We start from the raw sequence: 17,189 nt of genomic DNA, 5'->3' as shown, positions 1-17,189 counted from the left end.
ACTGGTTCGCATGGCAATGCGCGGCATGGTGCAACGATTCATCGGCAGCAACGACGAGGCGTTCCCGCCACCCCTAGGCTTCGACCCGGACGGCCTCGACGACATCGTCGAGGCCCCCGAGGATGCCAGCCTGCCCAGCAAGAACCCGATCCTTGCGCTGCAGCACATGGAGACCGCGCTCGCCCGGGCGGACCTCGACCACCCCGAGGTGCTCACCCGTCGCGAGTTCCGGCGCCTGCGATACCTCATCTCGCTCGCCCGCCTGACGGTCTTCGAGCCCGGCGCGGCAGGCCCCGGCCGACGCTGCGGGCGTGGCGACGTCGATGTCACCGCGGACACCGAGGACCTGCGCGCCCGCGTGATCGCGGCCCTGCATGACCCGTTGCGCGCCGAGCCCGACACGATGAAGCGGCTCATCGCCGCCAAGCAGGTCCTGCCCGACCTCGTGCCCCACGTCGATCGCACCCGGGATGCCCTCATCGAGCGGAACGAGCAGCGCTTCAGCGCCAGCGAGCTCGATGCCGAGCTCGGCTACAAGGCGCTCGTCTGCATCATGGGCGGAGGCGGTGGCGCGGGCTATGTCTACCTCGGTGGGATGAAGCTGCTGGTCGAGAACGACCTCGCTCCCGACTACCTGATCACCACCTCGTTCGGCTCCATCGTGGGCAGCGTCGTCGCCCGCTCGCTTCCCGTCCCCGTCGAGGACTACATCGACTGGGCGAAGACCGTGACCTATCGCGGCATTCTCGGCCCAGCCCAGCTCCGGCGCCGCCACGGACTGACGGGACTGTTCTCGCTGAACTTCGACCGCTTCGCCGACGAGCTGTTCCGCCGCGAGGACGGCGAGCCCATGCGCCTGCGGGATCTCGACATCCCTTTCGAGACCGTGGTCGCGGGCGTGCGCAGGCAGTCCTTCGATCGGCTGCCTGCCCGCTTCCGCCGGACCGAGCTCGATGCGCTGCGAACCCGCACCCTGCCACGCTTCCGGCTCGGTGTCCGCAATTCCGTCGCCGGACGGATGTGGCAGGCCGCCGCGTTCATCGACTCCCGCGTCGTCAAGCCGATCGTGCTGGGCTCCGACGAGCTCACCGCCGACCTCAACGTCGCCGACGCCGCGAGCTTCTCCTCCGCGATCCCCGGCGTCCTCCACCACGAGACCTCCGACCCACGCATGGTGCCCATCCTGGACGAGCTCCTCGCCACCAAGGACGTCGGTGCGCTCATCGATGGGGTCGCCGCGAGCAACGTGCCCATCGAGCTGGCCTGGAAGCGAGTCCGCGACGGCAAGATCGGCACCCGCAACGCCTTCTTCTACGGCTGGGACTGCTTCCATCCGCAATGGAACCCCAAGCACCTCTGGCTCGCCCCCATCACGCAGTCGATCCAGCTGCAGATGGTGCGCAACGCCCCCTACGCCGACTGCCTCGTGCGATTCCGGCCCACGCTCTCCGCGCTCACCCTCGCCGCCTCCTCGAGCGCCATCGACCGCTCGATCGGCTGGGGCTCCGCCGCCATCGCTGCCACCCTGCCGCTCGCCAAGCACATGACCGAGCCCGTGTGGTGGGCCGGCGACGAGCCACCCGAGCTGATCCGCACCCCCATCACCCTCAGCGGCGCCCCGCCCGCGCCCGCGCGCCCCATGAGCGTCGTCCTCGAGCGCACCCGGTCCGTGGTGTCGTCCTTGTCCGAGCGTGCCCGCCGCAACCGCACCGACATGCTGGCGCCGCCGCCCCGCGCCTGAGCCCGCGGGTGACCAACGCCACCCGGCCCCGGCCTGCCCGGCACAGTACAGTCGGTCGGGTACGGGAGGCAGGAAATGGACTGGTCAGGCATAGCAACACTGCTCGGTGTCTTCATCGGCGGCGCGGCTCCATGGCTCGAGGCGATCATCGTCATCCCCGCCGGGATCGTCGCCGGGATGAACCCCGTGGTCGCGTTCCTCGCGGGCACGAGCGGCAACCTCATCACGGTCGCGATCGCGGCCTGGTTCGGCGAGCGCCTGCGCGACTGGTGGCGCGAGCGGCGCGATCGCAAGGCGGCGGCCCGGGCCAGTCACATCGCCGCCAGTGCCAGTGCCACTGGCGGGGCCACCGCCGGGATCGATGCCCCTGCTAGCGCGCAGCAGGAGCGCGAGGCCGCGAAGCGGGGCAAGCGGGCCGCCCGCATCGAATCCATCGTCACCCGCTGGGGGATGCCTGCCCTCGCGATCCTTGGACCACTCGGCCTCGGCACCCAGGCATCCGCGATCGTGGCTGTCGGCCTCGGCGTGAGCGCCCGCACCGCATTCGCCTGGATCGGTGGCGCCACCATCGCCTGGGGGCTGATCGCTGCGGTCCTCGCCTCGCAGGGCATGGCAATGCTCGGCTAGCTCATGCGGGCTCCTTGCTTGCCAGCCGCGCCTAGCACCGCGCCAAAACCAGTAGCGCGAGGGCTGTGAAGAGTGACACACTCATTCCAACGGCGGACTAATGCTCCGCCACGAGAGAGAAGGTCGCCATGGCAGATCAGAGCAGCAAGATCAGCGACGAGCAGCGCAAGCATTTCGCCGAGGCGCTCGCCCACAAGCAGTCCAGCAACAAGGACCCGCACCGGGGCAGCCCGAAGTCGAGCGGCAAGGCACATGGCCCGCACGCCGCCGAGGGCGGGCATTCGATGTTCCGCCGCAAGAGCGGATAGCCACGAGGAACGAAATAGCGAAGCGGCGTGGACCCGAGGAGGGTCCACGCCGCTTCGCTGTCCGGCAGGTGATCAGGGAAGCAGGTTGCCCAGCATCCCTGGGTCGAGATCGCCGATGAGCGGGAGGATGGCCTCGAGCAGCTGCGGACCGGCGACCGCGCCAGCGATACCGAGAGCGAGGCCACCAAGGCCGAGGGCAGTGCCGCCGAGGCTGCCAGCGAGGATCTGGGCGATGAATTCAGGCATGTGGGCTCCTGGGAGTTCGAGTTCGTGCAAGCTGCCGCGTGCGCGGCGGGTGAGGCAATTGAAACACACCTGACGTGGTGCGGCGCACTCGAGATGGCTAATGTGGGGCCCAGCACTACATCGTTTCGGACGGGCCGGAACGGCTCGATGGGCCCGACTCCTGAAGGGAGCGCGTCATGGACCGCAGGCAGGCGATCAAGGCAGGATGCGTGGCATGCGCGGGCACCGTTGTCGTGGCATGCGGGGGAGGCGGCACATCCGCGACGAACTCCACGAATGATCCAGCGCCGGGCCAGGACTCGCCGGACGGGCAATCCGTGCCCGTTGCGCTCGCCGATACCGCTGATGTGCCTGTCGGGGGCGGGCTCATCATCGCCGACCGCCAGTTCGTGGTGACGCAGCCGGTGGCGGGCGAGTTCCTCGCCTACTCGGCGGTGTGCCCGCACCGGAGCTGCCTCGTGCGCGAGGTGCGGGACGAGACGATCGTGTGCGGGTGCCACGGCAGCGAGTTCAAGCTCGATGGCGCGTTGCAGCGTGGCCCGGCCCTGAGTGGCCTCTCGCCCCGGGCGATCCGCATAGAGGGCACGTCGATCTTTCCCGCCTGAGGGGCGTCCCGCAGCGGCTAGCTCGTCGCGCGAATGAACTCGTCCATGCGGCGCGCGAGCTCGGGACCGTGGTCCTCCTGCAGGAAGTGGCCCGCGTTCAGCCGATCGTGTGGCTGGCCCTGCGCGCCGGGAACGTGCGCTTGGAGGGCCTTGTCCGCGTGCCCGAGGATGGGGTCCTTGGACCCGAACAGGGTGAGGAACGGCTTGCGCCACTCGCCGAGCTCGGCCCAGGCCGCCCTGTTCGCCGGGATCGCCACGTCGTGCTCGGTTATCGGCACGAGCCGGGGGAAGGCCCGCGCACCGGCCTTGTGACGGCTTGTGGGAAATGGCGCGTCGTAGGCGGCGCGCTCCGCCGCGGTCAGCTTGGTGACCGTCCCAATGTCGACGATGCGACCGATCGGGAAGACCGGTGACCATCGCGCGAACGCGCGCCACGCGCGGAAGGCGGCAGGCGGCGGGCGGTGCGCGGTCGGCAGGAATCCGTTGCCCACGACGATCCGAGCGAATCGGTCTGGCTGCTCAGCGGCGATCCGCAACCCGATCAGTGAACCCCAGTCCTGGCAGAACACCGTGATATCGCGGAGATCAAGGGCCGCGATCCAGTTGGTCACCCACTCGACATGCTGGGCGTAGCTGTAGTCGTTGATTGACTCAGGCTTGTCGGACCGCCCGAATCCGACCAGGTCAGGCACTACGACCCGGTGTCCCGAGGCCACCAGGGGCGGGATCATCTTCCGGTACAGGTAGCCCCACGTGGGCTCCCCGTGCAGCAGCAGTACAGGTGACGCGGTGCGTGGCCCCTCGTCGACGTAGGCCATCCGCACATCCCCAAGGTCCACGTACTGGGGGGTGTGCGGGAAACCGGGCAGATTCGCGAACCTGTCCTCCGGAGTTCTCAGGATGCGCATCGGGCTCCTCGGCGGACGCGTGCCACAGCACTGGAATGGCAGGGGGCAAGCCTGCTCGTGGATACCGTGCCACTAGCCAGGCTCCTATCCAGGCTAGTACCAGGTGTGCTGGCTGGGTCGCGCAATGACGAGACGATCATCGCGCCGCGGCCACGATCGGATCCCGCGAGCATCACAGGCCGCGCTTCCCGCCGTGCGGCCCCAGGAGCGATCGAATAGGGTATCGGGAGCCCACCGTCCTCACGAAGGAGCTCTCCATGGATGCACTGCCCCCCGAGTTCGCGATGCTCGACATGATGGGCATGATCCTCCCGATCTGGCTGGAACAGTTCTCCCAGCAGCAGATCGACCTGATCAACAGCCTGCTCGTGCCCTACGGCGCCGAGGCGATGCCGGATGCCGACTTCGGTCTCGACTACGACCTCGAGTCCCTCCCGAGCGCCAGCATCATCTAGCAGCTCCCGCTTCGTCGGTCCTGTTCCGCCCCGGCGCGACGAATCGCTCGACTGGCCGGGCAGGCAGCGAGGGGCAGCAGGATCCTGCTCCGCGCTCCCTGCCCGTTGCCGCTTCCGCACCACGACCCTTGAGAGGGGGAACGGGTTGAACGACGTGACCATTCGCGATGAGGTGATCCGGCTCGGGCAGTTCCTCAAGCTCGCCAACCTCATCGACTCCGGCGCGGACGCGAAGTCCGTGATCGCCGAGGGTCTCGTGCATGTCAACGGCGCGGTCGAGACGCGACGAGGCTGCCAGCTGCGCGACGGCGACATCGTTTCCTTCCAGGGCGCGGAGGCGCGCGTGCGTGCCGGGAAGCACTGAGAAGCAAGCAGATCCGCGCGGAGGCAGCGATACTGGGGGAATGGTGCCCACATCCAGCGAACTCGTGAACACCCCCGCAGCGCCGCGCACCGACGCGGACGAGGAACTGCTCCGCGAGGACATCCGCCTCCTCGGCGGGCTTCTCGGTGAGATCGTGCGGGAGCAATCCGGCAGCAGGGTGTTCGACCTCGTCGAGGAAGCCCGCACCGAGTCCTTCCGGCTGCGGCGCTCCGAGATCGAGCGCAGCGAGCTCGAGGCATTGTTCGACGGCATCGACACCGCCGACGCGATCCCGGTCATCCGCGCGTTCAGCCACTTCTCGCTGCTCGCCAACCTAGCCGAGGACCTGCACCGCGAGCGACGCCGCGCCACCCATCGGCGGGAGGGCGCCGGGCCACAGGACAGCACCCTCGCCGCGACCTACCGCAAGCTCGAGAACGCCAATCTCGATGCCCGCACGGTGGCCGAGCGGCTCGACGGCGCGCTCGTCTCGCCGGTCATCACCGCCCACCCCACCGAGACGCGGCGCCGCACCGTGTTCGAGGCGATCAAGCGCATCACCGACCTCATGCGGGAGCGCCACCGCCCCGATGTCGACGACGCCGACCTCGACCGCATCGATCTCGCGCTGCGCCGCCAGGTGCTCACGCTGTGGCAGACCGCCGTCATCCGGCTGACCCGCCCGCGCCTGGAGACCGAGATCGACGTGGGCCTGCGCTACTACGACATGTCGCTGTTCGAGGTGATCCCCGCGCTCAACGCAGAGATCCGCCGCGAGCTGCGCACCCGCTGGCCAAACAGCGAGCTGCTCGCCGAACCGATCCTGCGCACGGGCTCCTGGATCGGGGGCGACCGCGACGGCAATCCCTATGTCACCGCTGAAGTGGTGCGCACCGCCACGCGCCGCGCCGCCTACACCGCGATCGGCTACTACCTCGCCGAGCTCGGGCAGCTCAAGCAGGAGCTATCCATGTCCGACCGACTCGTGACCGTCAGCGACACCGTCAACGCGCTCGCCGATGCCTCCGGCGACGAGTCCCCGTTCCGGTCCGACGAGCCCTACCGCCGCGCGATCAACGGCATCATGGGCAGGCTCACCGCCACCGCCGCGCGTGTGCTCGACGAGATCCCGCCCGCGGCCCGCGAGGCCGGGCTCGATCCGTACATCCGGCCCGCCGAGCTGCTGGCCGACCTTGTCGCGATCAGTGATTCCCTGCGCGGCCACAGCGATGGAATCCTCGCCGACGATCGCCTCGCCACGCTCATCGAAGCCGTCCACGCCTTCGGCTTCCACCTCTCTGGTCTTGATATGCGGCAGAACTCCGACACCCACGAGAAGGTCATCGCGGAACTGCTCGCCTGGGCCGGTGTCCAGGAGGACTACGCGAGCCTCGACGAGGACGAGCGGGTGGCACTGCTCGCCCGCGAGCTCGGCACCCGGCGGCCCCTCCTGCGCCCCGACGCCACCCTCAGCGACCTCGCGAGCGGAGAGCTCGGCATCATCCGCGCCGCCGCGCAGGCGATAGAGGACCTCGGTGCTGATGCGGTGCCGCACTACATCGTCAGCATGTGCTCCTCGGTGAGTGACATGCTCGAGGCCGCTGTTCTGCTCAAGGAAGCAGGCATCCTCGACCCCGGAAACAACGACACCCCGCCCTCTAGCCCCGTGCGGGTGGTGCCGTTGTTCGAGACCATCGATGACCTGCGCCACGGAGCGGAAACCCTCCGCGCCACCCTCGACGTCCCTGCTTACCGTGAGCTCGTCCGCGCCCAGGGGGACCGGCACGAGGTAATGCTCGGCTACTCCGATTCCAACAAGGACGGCGGCTACCTCACCGCGAACTGGTCGCTCTACCGCGCTGAGCTCGAACTGGTAGCCGCGGCCCAGGAGTCGGGCATCCGGCTGCGCCTCTTCCACGGCCGCGGCGGCACCGTCGGTCGCGGCGGCGGACCCAGCTACGAGGCCATCCTGGCCCAGCCACCTGGCGCGGTCAATGGCTCGCTCCGCATCACCGAGCAGGGCGAGGTCATCTCCGCGAAGTACGCGGAGCCCGGCATGGCCCGCCGCAACCTCGAGAGCCTCCTCGCCGCCACCGTCGAATCCACCCTCCTCGACGTAGAGGGCCTCGGCGACAACGCCGAGCGCGCCTACGCCATCCTCGACGAGATCGCCGACCGCTCCCGCGATGCCTACACCGACCTCGTGCAACGCACGCCCGGCTTCCTCGAGTACTTCCGCACGTCCACCCCGCTCGCCGAGATCGGCGCCCTCAACATTGGCAGCCGCCCGTCGAGCCGCAAGCAAACCAGCTCGCTCGCCGACCTCCGCGCGATCCCCTGGGTGCTGTCGTGGACGCAGTCCCGCGTCATGCTGCCCGGCTGGTACGGCACCGGCACCGCTCTTCGTGAGTGGGTCGGCGACAACGACGAGCGCCTCGCCGAGCTCACTGACCTCTACCGCCGCTGGCCGTTCTTCCACTCCGTGCTGTCCAACATGGCGATGGTGCTCGCCAAGTCCGACATCGGCCTCGCCGCCCGCTACGCCAGCCTCGTCCCCGACACCGCCGTCCGCGACCTCGTCTACGGCAAGCTCCGCGACGAGCACGCCCGCACCATCGCCATGTACAAGGCCATCACGGGCTACGACGATCTCGCCGGCGACAACCCCGCCCTCCAGCGCTCCGTCCACAACCGGTTCCCCTACCTCGAGCCGCTCAACCACTTGCAGGTGGAACTGCTGCGCCGCTACCGGTCCGGCGACGATAGCCCACTGGTCCGCCGCGCCATCCACATGACGATGAATGGCCTCGCCACCGCGCTGCGCAACACGGGGTAGCCGTGGCGGGCGTCGGTGAACGGTTCGGTGCGAGCGCGCCGGGAGAATCCGTCGATCGCGGATCCGCCAACCGCCGCCAGCGGTGAGTTCTTGCGCGTCACTGGGCCGCACCGGGCGCGGACGCTCGGCGTGCGGTGTCGCGGTTGCCGATGGCCTGGCGAACCTCGCTGATGGCCGCGCGGATAGTGCGGCTGTAGGCATCGTCGGACAGCGCGGATGTGTGTTGCTCGGCGTGGTTGATGTGCTCGGCAGCCGCTTCAAACGCGCCCAGGCGACGGAGGTTGTCGGCGATGTTGAGGTACAGGCTCGGGTAGAACCCGGCCACGTGGAGGCTGGCGTGATGTTGCTGGGCGCGTTCATCGGTGAGAGCGTCGGCGGCGTCGAGGGCGCGGACGTCCCAGATGAGCGCCTCCGCCGGGGCCTCGTAGAGGTCAGCCAAGTAGTGAGCGAGCGTGCAGCGGTGCAACGGGTCGCCCGCAGGCCCGATCTGCTGCCAGACGCCGAGCAGGCCGCGCCGAGCCGACTCGGTGTCGCCCTCGCGTCCGAGGACCACGGCGTTGCCGATCGCCTCCATCGTCGGATCGGGAGTCGCGGCAGTGTCTGTCATGAGATCGGTCCAGTCCTTGTCGTCTTCGGTTGGCTGATGAGGCGGTCTAGCCGTGGTTCAAGGTGCGGTCGTCCGTCAGGACTGATTGGTCCGGCAGGGCATGACGAGCGTGGTGAGGTCGCCGTCGTCGGCTGACCGGACAGTAGCTGGCTGGTCAGGTCCGCGTAGATCGACGATTACGTCGTTGCCGAGCGCGTGGCTCAACGCGGGGTACAACGTGGTCAGCTCGAACCAGAGGGTCAGGTCGGGGCCCGTCGCGGTGCCGTTGAGAGCCACGGCGGCATCGGGTAGCAGGACAGTCGGCTGGCCGTCCGCGATCCTCAGGCCGATCTTTTCCGGCGCTTGCTCTAGCGCTTTGAGGAGCTGATGCGTCTCGATCGTCGCTCGATGGGTTACCGCGGGAAGCGACCCGATCAGGAGCCTGTAGTCAGGGAAGATCTCGGTCAGCAGGCGGCAGTGGGCCACGGTGCCGTCTTTCGTTCGGAGGTCCAGCGTCCGTTCGCCCGCTTCCAACGTCACGGTCGGACTGCGCCGGAGGCGGGAGGTGGTGCTCTGGAGGTCGTCTGCGGCCAGCGTTCCGGCCCACGAGGCCGCAGATGGCTGGCTGGGCACCAGCGTCCGCGTGGCAAGGCGGTAGCGATCGGTCGTGGTCAGTGAGATCGCGTCGGGGTCTACTTCCAGGCGGACACCGGCCAGGACCGGGATCTCGGGGTCGTGAATAGTCGTCGCCAGGACCTGATCGACCGCTGCGGCGAGGACCGGACCCGGTAGAACACACAGGGGGAGGCAGGTGCCCTCGTCGAGGGACGCTTTGAGCCTCGCAGCGGTCTGTCGAATCCCGGCAGCCTCTGCGGCGACCTTGGCCACCTGCTCGTCGATGAGCCGTGCGGCCCCCTCTGGTGTGGCAGCGAAGAACTGGCCGATCGTCGGCAGTGGCATCCCTATCTCGCGCAACTGACGCAACTGCACTGCACGCGCCAACTGCGACTCGCAGTAGAACCGGTAGCTCGTCAGCGGGTCGACCTGCTTGGGGCGAAGCAAGCCGGCGTCGCCGTAGAATCGCAACGCGCTCGCCGTCAGGCCGGCGACTTTGGCGAACGCGCCGATCGACATCAACTCTGGGTCAGCCACGCGAACATTGTGCGGCTTCAACCAGCTCGAAGGTCAACCCCGATAGCAGCCGTCAACAACGACTCGCCTTAGTCGGTCCTGCTACTCATCAGCAAATGGCCCCGGCGATAGCGCTCATCCTCGCGCGGCCCGCGCAGCATCCGACCTATCTCGACGAACCCAGCTTCGCTGGCTAGCTGCGCGAGGTCATCGATCGGCCACCGGTAGGCCGCTGTCACCTTGTGATCGAACATCGTGATCGGCCCATCCTCCGACTCGAAGAAGGCGAGCAAGAGACAGCCACCTGGCGCGAGCAGCCGGTGAAACTCGGCGAAGCACGAAGTCATCTCCTCGGGCGGGATGTGAATGATCGAGTACCAGGACACGATGCCGTGCAGCGTGCCTTCCGCAAGGTCCAGAGCATCCATGGAACCAACCTCGAACCGAAGCTCAGGGTGGGTCGCGCGAGCGAGGTCGATCATCACCGGCGATAGGTCGATGCCATAGATGTCCAGGCCCAGATCCCGCAGGTGCGCGGTTACCCGCCCCTCGCCGCAGCCCAGATCGGCGACCAGTCCGGGACCGCCGGCGCGAGCAAGCTCGGCGAACGCCGCCAGCACCGCGCGATCCAGCGGGAGGCCATCCAGCTCATCGCGAACCAGTTCGGCATAGCGCGTAGCGACGGCATCGTAGGCATCTGCCGTCGCACGAAGTTGCGGGGAATACTCGGTCACAAGCAGTGACGCTAGTGCCTCGCCATCGCGCGGGATACCAACGTTGGCGCCTGATCGAGCAACAGTCCCCGTCGTGGAATCATGCACTCATGAAACATAGTAAAGAGCTGGTCCGGGCGCTTGAGATGGTCCAGCAAGCGGCCCCCCAATCACAGGCGCTCTCTGAGCTTTTCACGCAGGTAGCGGAGCAGGTCCGGTACGTCGCGGAATCCCTGGAGCACGAGGCTCGAAACCTGCCCAACGTCGCGGGCGATTACGAGGCGCTTGGCAAGGCCCAGGTGTACAGGGAGGGGGCGGCGTGCGCGCTGCGCGAGGAATCCAGGCGCTGGCAGCGCGTGGCCAAGAGCTTTGCCGACGCTCCAGAAGATCGTGAAGCTAATCCCACCAATTACGCCTATGTGCGTATTGGCCGTGAAGATCCAGAGAATAGCGAAGAGTGATCGTTCAGCACGCGTGATTGTCCGAAAGCCACATTGATCGCATGGTTGTCCGCATGGCGAATCGATTGTTGGCGAGGCTGAGAATGACAGTTCGGGTGCCGCTGGATGAACTGCATTTGCAACCTGAGTCACTGCGTGGCGAGTTCAGGCCAAGTCTTGAAGTCGCAATACGCACATCTCGAACAAATCAGGCGTGCTCAGAATAATCACTGGCAAAGACTCGGTCGATCCGCCTACTGTTTGCTTCGGCCGCTTGGCCAAGCGCACAGGCGAAAGGAATCGCATGAGTCCCCGCTGGCACTGGAACGAACTGCTCGTGCAGTACCCGCTCTGCCAGATTGTCACCGTCAGCCTGGAATCCGGCAGGGTCGCGACCTCGCGGGTGCCGCTCTACTACACCCACCGCGACGGGACAGACTGCGTAGCAGGACACGTCGCGCGAGCGAACCCGCATTGGAAGCTCTGGGCCGAGCCGTCAGTCACTGTGTGCGTGATCGATGGCGCGCACGCTTATGTGAGTCCCGAGAGCTATGCGGTCAAGTCAGCCGTGCCCACCTGGAACTACTGCACAGCGACGCTGCACGGTGAGCCGCAGGTCATGGACGACACCGAAACCGTCGACAGCCTACTAGCCTCAGTGGAGGTCTTCGATCCACGGCTGCGCGCGAAGATCGGGCCCACGGACCTAGCCTTCTACGAGCGCGCGCGCCCCGCGATCGTTGCCTTCGAGATCGCGATCACACGTGCCGAACGGAAAGAAAAAGTCAGCGCGCAACGGTCCACGATCGATCAGGACGGCATTCGCGCAGACCTTGTCCGACGCGGGGGAGCAGATGAATACCTCGCCATGCTCGACTGGTTGTCCGGACTCCCCGCGGAACAACGGTCTTGATTCAGCGGCAGGTCGACGCTGCTCGATGCCGATCGGATAGTGAGCAGGTTGTCGCTGCTCGCGGTCAATCCGTAGGGCCTTGGGCCACGTCACTGCCGAGGGGTATTCGTCAGCAACGCCACAGCTAAGTCACGGGATATTGGCCCAGGTCATGCGTAGCGTGGAAAGGGACTATCAAGAAATGTCACCAGTGGCCCGGCGCGTACCGATGCGTGGCGGGGAAGGGGAGCGCAGTGGTTGGGGCACACATTGACACCAGGCATGGACACATGCCACTGGGCGTGGGTGTTTCCCGGAGCTCGGGGGCGCCCGTGCCCACTGGGCCGATCACGCGAGCGGTCCCCGTACTCGCCGGTGTCGTCCTGGCGGTGACGGTGGTGACCTTGCTGGGTGGCTGGGTGTCCGCGCTGCTGCTCCTGCTCGTCCTTGGCGTTCTCATGCTGCTGCGGGTGAGCGGCGCTGATCTGGCCTGGCAGCGGGTTCGGGCCTGGCGGGCGAGGATGGCGCTGCGGACCGCGTCGAAGCAGCGTCGCCCGGGCCCATAGCGGGCATGCTAGTTGTAGCTGGTACGGGTTGGGCGATGCGCGGTGTATAGCCATCCGAGCTCGGCGCCGGGTTGCTCGTTGTAGCCGAGGTCTCGTCCATGCCGTAAACCGAAGGTCTTGAGCGTTATGGCGGAGTCGCTTGCCCATCCGTGTCCTGCCAACCAGCTGGTGGGATCGGTGATGATCGACTGGAACCCGAAGCCCGCGTCAGCGACACGCTGCGCGACGACCTGGTGCTGGCCAGGCAGCAATGTTCCCTTCCCGCGATGGTCGCCGACCAGTCGGCTCCCCGGTGCCGAGGCGGAAGTGATCGTGTCAACAAGCTGATCAGATTCTTCCTGCGCCAGGTAGTAGAGGATTCCCTCGCAGATCCACAGCGCCGGTGTGGCGTCGTCGTATCCAGCATCACGCAGCGCTGCCACCCAATCCTCCCGGAGGTCTGCCTCGACAGGTTGCCACCGCTCCGCGCGGGGGTGGTCAGCAAGCAACCCGCGCTTCAGGTCCTGCACCGGCCCGAGATCGATATCGAAGACGCTCGTGCCCGCGGGCAGTTCCATCCGGAATGCTCGCGCATCTAGGCCACCAGCGACGATCACGATCTGGCGGATCCCCGCCTCGACCGCATCCTCGACGGCTTGATCGATGAAACGGGTACGCAGGGCGATGCCATCGATGACGCGGCGCATGTTCTCGTCCGGAAGCCCGATCAGGTGGGTTCCCAGACCGGTGGCCTCCACGAGCGGCCACGCGAACTCATCGCTGATCAGCGCATCAGCGCGGCCCGACTCCACATGCCGGAAATACGCCACCGCGACAGCGGTCGCGCTGATGTGGTCCTCGGAAAGCTGATCAGCCATTTCGCCCCAATCCTCGGCGGGACCTGCGCAGTCCGCAGGCGCACCGCGATAGCCGGTTGGGGATGCCCGCGCGCCGGAGTATTCAAACCTGGCCTTGCGGATCAGAGGCGGGGCCAGGCCGACTAAGCGATGCGGTCGCGGAGGATGGCGAGCACCTCGTCGGGGCGATCCGGGGTGATGACGGGCCGGATCAGCGCACCGGTTTCGAGGATGATCGCGGTGCGCTTGTTGCGTCGCCGGATATCGAGGGGCATCCAGGTATTGGTGCTGAAGGTCCCCCACACGCTGGCGCGGTTGATCGACCAGTCGAGCTTGCGTGTCCCGAACCTGATGATGCTGGCGTAGGGGACGTGCTTGTCGCCCCCTGTGGGGAAGTAGTAGCGGCGGATGGTGATACCGGTGTCGTCGAGGCGTACTTGCCCGTCGTCGTAGACGGTTTCTGCTGGCATGGTTCGAGCATAGGCGCGACCTGGCACGGTGGCATATCGTGGACACGATGCAGGAGGTGCGTGATGAGGCTTGATGAGTATCGCGAGCATGACGGCGTCGGACTGGCTGGGTTGGTCGCGGATGGGCAGGTCACAGCGTCGGAGTTGCTCGCGTGCGCGATCGGCGCCGCCGAGCAGATCGATCCGGTGCTCAATGCGATCGCTCGGCCGATGCTCGGCGAGGCGGCGCGCCAGGTGGCGGGCCCGCTGTCGGGGCCGTTCGCTGGGGTGCCGTTCTATATCAAGGACCTGATGCAGGACTACGCGGGCCTGCCGTCGGGATTCGGCTCACGGGCCCTGCAGCACGCTCGCGCGCCCGAGCATGATGAGGTGGTGCGCCGCTGGCTCGAAGCTGGCCTGGTGATCCTCGGCAAGACCAGCACCCCGGAATTCGGGCTCAAGGGCGTGACCGAGCCGCACGTGCATGGCCCCTGCCGGAATCCCTGGGATCCGGGCCGCACGCCCGGTGGCTCCTCGGGCGGCTCGGCGGCGCTGGTGGCGGCAGGCGTGGTCCCTGCGGCGGGCGCCAACGACGGTGGCGGCTCGATCCGCATCCCGGCGTCATTCTGCGGCTTGTTCGGCCTCAAGCCGGGCCGGGGCCTGGTTCCCGACGGACCGTCACACGAGTCGTACCTCTTCGGGGCGAGCGTAAATGGGGTGGTCTCACGGACGGTGCGGGATTCCGCGCTGATGCTCGATGTGATGGCGGACGGCCCCCGCGAGGGCAGGTTCACCGCGGCCACCCGGTCGCGGCCACGACGGTTGCGCATCGGATACTCGGCCGCGTCGCCGACCGGCAGCGACGTCTCGCCAGGGGCGGTCGACGCGGTGGAGCGGGCGGCTGCATTGTGCGAGGAGCTTGGCCACACCGTCGTGGAAGCATCCCTAGCGATCGATGGGCGCGCGCTGGCCGAGGACTTCATCACCGCGTTCTCCGTCTACGCCGCTGCGCAGATCGATGAGGCGAAGCGGGCGTGGGGCGCGACGGAGGGCCAGTTCGAGTTCGATACCCGCGTTCTCGCTGCCCTCGGACGGGCCACCACCGCGCCCGAGTTCTATGCCAGCCACGATCGCTGGCACGGATACGCGCGCGGTCTCGCAGAGTTCCACGACCGCTTCGATCTCTTCCTCACCCCCACCGTCGCGAGGCCCGCGCCCCGCATCGGCGAGCTCGACACACCTGGAGTTCTGGTCGCGGCAGTGCGCCCCCTCCTCAAGCTCGGGCTCGTCGAGCGACTGGCGGCACTGGATGTCTGGCGCCAGCACGTCCGCGAGAACCTCGAGGTGGTGCCGTTCACCCAGCTGGCCAACCTGACCGGTGCGCCGGCGATGTCAGTGCCGCTGCATCGCACCGCGCAAGGACTGCCCATGGGGGCGCAGTGGGTAGGCCCGCCCGGCGGGGAAGAAATGCTGCTCGCGCTGGCCGCCGAGCTCGAGGAAGCACAGCCGTGGGCCGGCCACTGGCCGGAGGTCTCGCTCACGACAGCAGCAGCCACGCTCCAGCGATGAGCGCGGCGATACTGGCGGCGCCGGCGGCGAGCATGTAGCCGCGCCCCGCGGTGGTGCGAGGTAGCTGGAATGCGACGGCGATACCGATGACGCCCAGCACCACGCCCGCGAGCGGCACGATCGCCGCGAACACCAGCGCCACGACGCCAAGGATGACAGCAAACTTCTGCGGGGCGTTGCGCGGCATCTCCCGGGCTGGCGCCGGCGTCGAGCCGACCGCCTCGTCCAGGCCATCCCGCACCCGGATCGCCCTGGCGACAGCACGGTCGTCGGAGAGATCCACCTCCGCGGCAGCCACGGCCTCGCATACCCGTTCCGCCTCGGCCATGAGCAGCCGGTCGCGTTCCTCGTCGTCCATGCCAGCGAGCGCGTTGCGCAAACGGCTCATGTGGGCTTGGACGACGGGGGAGAGCAGGATCGACTCGTTGTTGGCTTCGGTCATCGCGGAGCATTCCTCACGGTTTCGGCAACTCTGGGGAATCGGTGCTGGGAGGGGCCAGCGCTGGGGGCAGCGCCAGCAGATCGGGGCGGCAAGTTAGATGGTAGCGAGCCCAATACCATCCGGCTCTGGCTTTGGTCCCTACGAGGAAGGGACGAATGCCCCTGTCCCGCAACGTGCGAGCCATGCGGTAATGAGCGGGTGACGAAGACGAGCCACGAGATCTGCCAGGGTTGCGCGCGTGGCGTCGAGCGCCTCGATGAGGCCTATCAAGGGATGTTCCCGCGGCGGCTGATCGCGGCCATCCTCGGTGGCTGCGTCAACGATCTCGCAGGCACGCCCTCTGCGGATATTGCCGAGCTCAGCGAGCGCCTCGCGCGCTATCGACTCGACGATGCGCGCAGCAACCACCGGACCCATGCATCATGGCTGCGACAGATCGCCGAACCGTGCCCGCTGATGCTGCGAGGGATCGTTCCCAGCGATGAGGATTGCTTGCTGCGGCGGCGCTGATGCGATCGGCGCTGCCGAGCCTGGTCAGCTGGTCCACCGCTGTGCCGTGGGCGCAAACGCGATAGAAGTCACGGAAAACGCAGGATCGCTTCTATCGCGTTTGACGGTTTCCGGTGCTTTTGCCGTCGTGCGGAGGCCTCGGGGCAGCGTCGTGCGGAGGCCTAGGGGCGAGCCGAAACTACCAGGGCCACTGGACGCCGGGCGGCAGCATGAACCGGAAGTCGCCGAGCTGGGTGTGGCACTCGATCACCGCGGGCGGCGGCGGATAGATCAGGATCATCGGCAGGGGCTCGCAGTAGGGCAGTGGCATGCCGGGGGTGGTCTCGCCGGGCTGGTGGGCGGCAGCGGTAGCGGGCAGCGAGAGCGCGGCCACGGTGGCGATCCCAGCGAGGGTGGCAGCGCGGGCGACGCCGCGGCGACGTGCTTGGGTGGCTGGTGCTGGTTCCATATGTTCACGATGCCACAGGATCCCGCCGCCGAACAGATCGCGATGGCGGTGCGGAACCCGGTGCGCGGGCCGCGATCGTGGCGCAGGATCTACAGTAAGGCCATCAGGGCCTGCGAGGATTCGCGGTGGGGACCCTTCAAGCGGTCCCGGGAGGAGGAGCCAGTGGCAACGGTGAGCACTCATGTGCTGGATACCACCCGCGGCGAGCCCGCAACGGGGGTGACAGTGGTGCTGCAGGCGCAGGACGGGGCCGAGATCGCCTCGCTGGTGACCGACGGCGATGGCCGCATCAGCGACATCTCGGGCGAGGACCTGCCCACGGGGGTGTATCGGCTCGTGTTCGGGACCGGCCCGTACTTCTCGACGAAGGGCGTGCAGGCGTTCAACCCGGAGGTAGTGGTGTCGATGGTGCTCGGTGGGCACCGGCACTACCACGTGCCGCTGCTCGTCTCGCCGTTTTCCTACACGACCTACCGGGGCAGCTGACGGGGGCCGGGGCGAGGGATCTTGCTTCCCC

Annotated in this window: 22 protein-coding genes; 13 read left to right on the top strand and 9 right to left on the bottom strand. The window is 67.7% G+C overall.

All coding sequences use genetic code 11. From position 1 onward, the window contains the following. Positions 1 to 10 precede the first annotated feature (10 nt). From QC765_RS01295 to QC765_RS01285, 3 genes are all read left to right on the top strand, one after another. Positions 11 to 1,741, top strand: a complete 1,731-nt coding sequence (locus tag QC765_RS01295; protein WP_278312605.1) for a patatin-like phospholipase family protein — start codon at positions 11 to 13, stop codon at positions 1,739 to 1,741. A gap of 75 nt (positions 1,742 to 1,816) precedes the next feature. Further along, a complete protein-coding gene (locus tag QC765_RS01290) occupies positions 1,817 to 2,368 on the top strand; it encodes a small multi-drug export protein (RefSeq protein ID WP_278312604.1) in 552 nt (183 codons plus the stop codon). 128 nt (positions 2,369 to 2,496) lie between these two features. Beyond that, a complete protein-coding gene (locus QC765_RS01285; RefSeq protein ID WP_278312603.1) occupies positions 2,497 to 2,676 on the top strand; it encodes a DUF5302 family protein in 180 nt (59 codons plus the stop codon). Between the two features lie 72 nt (positions 2,677 to 2,748). Here QC765_RS01285 and QC765_RS01280 read toward each other — a convergent pair whose 3' ends face one another. Continuing rightward, on the bottom strand, positions 2,749 to 2,922 hold the full coding sequence (locus tag QC765_RS01280; RefSeq protein WP_278312601.1) for a hypothetical protein: 174 nt from the start codon (positions 2,920 to 2,922) through the stop codon (positions 2,749 to 2,751). A gap of 176 nt (positions 2,923 to 3,098) precedes the next feature. Here QC765_RS01280 and QC765_RS01275 point away from each other — a divergent pair, with 176 nt between their 5' ends. Continuing rightward, the gene (locus QC765_RS01275) at positions 3,099 to 3,527 is read left to right on the top strand and encodes a Rieske (2Fe-2S) protein (RefSeq protein WP_278312600.1); all 429 of its coding nucleotides are present in this window, start codon (positions 3,099 to 3,101) and stop codon (positions 3,525 to 3,527) included. A gap of 17 nt (positions 3,528 to 3,544) precedes the next feature. Here QC765_RS01275 and QC765_RS01270 read toward each other — a convergent pair whose 3' ends face one another. Then, positions 3,545 to 4,435: a haloalkane dehalogenase gene (locus QC765_RS01270; protein ID WP_192039319.1), complete on the bottom strand. Its 891-nt coding sequence runs from the start codon at positions 4,433 to 4,435 to the stop codon at positions 3,545 to 3,547. Between the two features lie 257 nt (positions 4,436 to 4,692). On the opposite strand from QC765_RS01270, the gene QC765_RS01265 reads away from it, so the two are divergent. From QC765_RS01265 to ppc, 3 genes are all read left to right on the top strand, one after another. Further along, on the top strand, positions 4,693 to 4,890 hold the full coding sequence (locus tag QC765_RS01265; RefSeq protein WP_192039318.1) for a hypothetical protein: 198 nt from the start codon (positions 4,693 to 4,695) through the stop codon (positions 4,888 to 4,890). Positions 4,891 to 5,035: 145 nt separating this feature from the next. Further along, on the top strand, positions 5,036 to 5,254 hold the full coding sequence (locus tag QC765_RS01260; RefSeq protein ID WP_278312599.1) for an RNA-binding S4 domain-containing protein: 219 nt from the start codon (positions 5,036 to 5,038) through the stop codon (positions 5,252 to 5,254). A 40-nt stretch (positions 5,255 to 5,294) separates the two neighbouring features. Beyond that, the gene (gene ppc / locus QC765_RS01255; RefSeq protein ID WP_278312598.1) at positions 5,295 to 8,090 is read left to right on the top strand and encodes a phosphoenolpyruvate carboxylase; all 2,796 of its coding nucleotides are present in this window, start codon (positions 5,295 to 5,297) and stop codon (positions 8,088 to 8,090) included. Between the two features lie 97 nt (positions 8,091 to 8,187). Here the strand turns inward: ppc and QC765_RS01250 are convergent, their stop codons facing one another. The 3 genes from QC765_RS01250 to QC765_RS01240 all read right to left on the bottom strand — a co-directional run bounded on the left by QC765_RS01250 (position 8,188) and on the right by QC765_RS01240 (position 10,541). Then, complete coding sequence (locus tag QC765_RS01250) at positions 8,188 to 8,697, bottom strand: hypothetical protein (protein WP_278312597.1); 510 nt, start codon at positions 8,695 to 8,697, stop codon at positions 8,188 to 8,190. Positions 8,698 to 8,772: 75 nt separating this feature from the next. Then, positions 8,773 to 9,828, bottom strand: coding sequence for a DNA polymerase III subunit beta family protein (locus QC765_RS01245; protein ID WP_278312596.1), 1,056 nt, complete (start codon positions 9,826 to 9,828; stop codon positions 8,773 to 8,775). A 68-nt stretch (positions 9,829 to 9,896) separates the two neighbouring features. Further along, positions 9,897 to 10,541 (bottom strand): class I SAM-dependent DNA methyltransferase, encoded by a 645-nt coding sequence (locus QC765_RS01240; protein WP_278312595.1) that lies wholly within the window; start codon positions 10,539 to 10,541, stop codon positions 9,897 to 9,899. Positions 10,542 to 10,630: 89 nt separating this feature from the next. Here QC765_RS01240 and QC765_RS01235 point away from each other — a divergent pair, with 89 nt between their 5' ends. The 3 genes from QC765_RS01235 (at position 10,631) to QC765_RS01225 (ending at position 12,418) form a co-directional block, all read left to right on the top strand. Next, positions 10,631 to 10,981, top strand: a complete 351-nt coding sequence (locus QC765_RS01235) for a hypothetical protein (RefSeq protein ID WP_278312594.1) — start codon at positions 10,631 to 10,633, stop codon at positions 10,979 to 10,981. Between the two features lie 283 nt (positions 10,982 to 11,264). Further along, on the top strand, positions 11,265 to 11,873 hold the full coding sequence (locus tag QC765_RS01230; protein WP_278312593.1) for an FMN-binding negative transcriptional regulator: 609 nt from the start codon (positions 11,265 to 11,267) through the stop codon (positions 11,871 to 11,873). Positions 11,874 to 12,142: 269 nt separating this feature from the next. After that, the gene (locus QC765_RS01225; protein WP_278312592.1) at positions 12,143 to 12,418 is read left to right on the top strand and encodes a hypothetical protein; all 276 of its coding nucleotides are present in this window, start codon (positions 12,143 to 12,145) and stop codon (positions 12,416 to 12,418) included. 8 nt (positions 12,419 to 12,426) lie between these two features. On the opposite strand, the gene QC765_RS01220 is transcribed toward QC765_RS01225, so the two are convergent. Both QC765_RS01220 and QC765_RS01215 read right to left on the bottom strand, forming a co-directional pair. Then, entirely contained in the window at positions 12,427 to 13,275 is an 849-nt protein-coding gene (locus QC765_RS01220; protein ID WP_278312591.1) for an SAM-dependent methyltransferase, read from the bottom strand. A 122-nt stretch (positions 13,276 to 13,397) separates the two neighbouring features. After that, positions 13,398 to 13,724, bottom strand: coding sequence for a hypothetical protein (locus QC765_RS01215; protein WP_278312590.1), 327 nt, complete (start codon positions 13,722 to 13,724; stop codon positions 13,398 to 13,400). A gap of 63 nt (positions 13,725 to 13,787) precedes the next feature. On the opposite strand from QC765_RS01215, the gene QC765_RS01210 reads away from it, so the two are divergent. Beyond that, positions 13,788 to 15,272, top strand: a complete 1,485-nt coding sequence (locus QC765_RS01210; protein ID WP_278312589.1) for an amidase — start codon at positions 13,788 to 13,790, stop codon at positions 15,270 to 15,272. Here QC765_RS01210 and QC765_RS01205 read toward each other — a convergent pair. Next, positions 15,241 to 15,714: a hypothetical protein gene (locus QC765_RS01205; protein WP_278312588.1), complete on the bottom strand. Its 474-nt coding sequence runs from the start codon at positions 15,712 to 15,714 to the stop codon at positions 15,241 to 15,243. The genes QC765_RS01210 and QC765_RS01205 overlap by 32 nt on opposite strands. Positions 15,715 to 15,912: 198 nt before the next feature. Here QC765_RS01205 and QC765_RS01200 point away from each other — a divergent pair, with 198 nt between their 5' ends. Beyond that, positions 15,913 to 16,224, top strand: coding sequence for a hypothetical protein (locus QC765_RS01200; RefSeq protein WP_278312587.1), 312 nt, complete (start codon positions 15,913 to 15,915; stop codon positions 16,222 to 16,224). A 178-nt stretch (positions 16,225 to 16,402) separates the two neighbouring features. Here QC765_RS01200 and QC765_RS01195 read toward each other — a convergent pair whose 3' ends face one another. Next, on the bottom strand, positions 16,403 to 16,672 hold the full coding sequence (locus tag QC765_RS01195) for a hypothetical protein (protein WP_278312586.1): 270 nt from the start codon (positions 16,670 to 16,672) through the stop codon (positions 16,403 to 16,405). 162 nt (positions 16,673 to 16,834) lie between these two features. Here QC765_RS01195 and uraH point away from each other — a divergent pair, with 162 nt between their 5' ends. Next, positions 16,835 to 17,158 (top strand): hydroxyisourate hydrolase, encoded by a 324-nt coding sequence (gene uraH, locus QC765_RS01190; protein WP_278312585.1) that lies wholly within the window; start codon positions 16,835 to 16,837, stop codon positions 17,156 to 17,158. Positions 17,159 to 17,189: the final 31 nt, after the last annotated feature.

The organism is Hoyosella levis, from assembly GCF_026008515.1.
Lineage (GTDB): Bacteria > Actinomycetota > Actinomycetes > Mycobacteriales > Mycobacteriaceae > Lolliginicoccus > Lolliginicoccus levis.
This window is presented reverse-complemented; position numbering and strand designations above follow the sequence as displayed.